The organism is Halostella sp. PRR32 (assembly GCF_034808085.1).
Taxonomy (GTDB): Archaea; Halobacteriota; Halobacteria; order Halobacteriales; family Natronoarchaeaceae; genus Halostella; species Halostella pelagica.
Genome location: NZ_JAXHGL010000143.1, coordinates 1 through 267, shown reverse-complemented (window position 1 = coordinate 267; position 267 = coordinate 1). Strand labels below are relative to the sequence as shown.

General features: G+C 45.3%; 1 protein-coding gene. It reads right to left on the bottom strand.

Annotated features, from left to right (window positions below; translation table 11 throughout):
* Window positions 1-232 (bottom strand): chorismate synthase (locus tag SM753_RS20690; RefSeq protein WP_323192939.1); only part of this gene is annotated, 232 nt, incomplete at its 3' end.
* Window positions 233-267: the final 35 nt, after the last annotated feature.

The following is a 267-nucleotide window of genomic DNA, read 5'->3' as shown; positions in this document are numbered from 1 at the left end:
CTAAAAGACGTTTGGCTACTGCCCCAACAGCAACTCGCATGGTGGTTTCACGAGCTGATGAACGTTCCAAAGAATTCCGCAGATCATCAAAACGGTATTTGATCCCACCAACTAAATCTGCATGACCTGGGCGAGGATGAGTGATTTTTCGTTTGCTTTTAAGCAGGTCTTCGATATCCTCAGCAGACATGATATCCAGCCATTTTTGGTGGTCTTTATTAATGACATCCATGGTAATAGGAGCGCCTGTCGTCTTACCATGGCGAA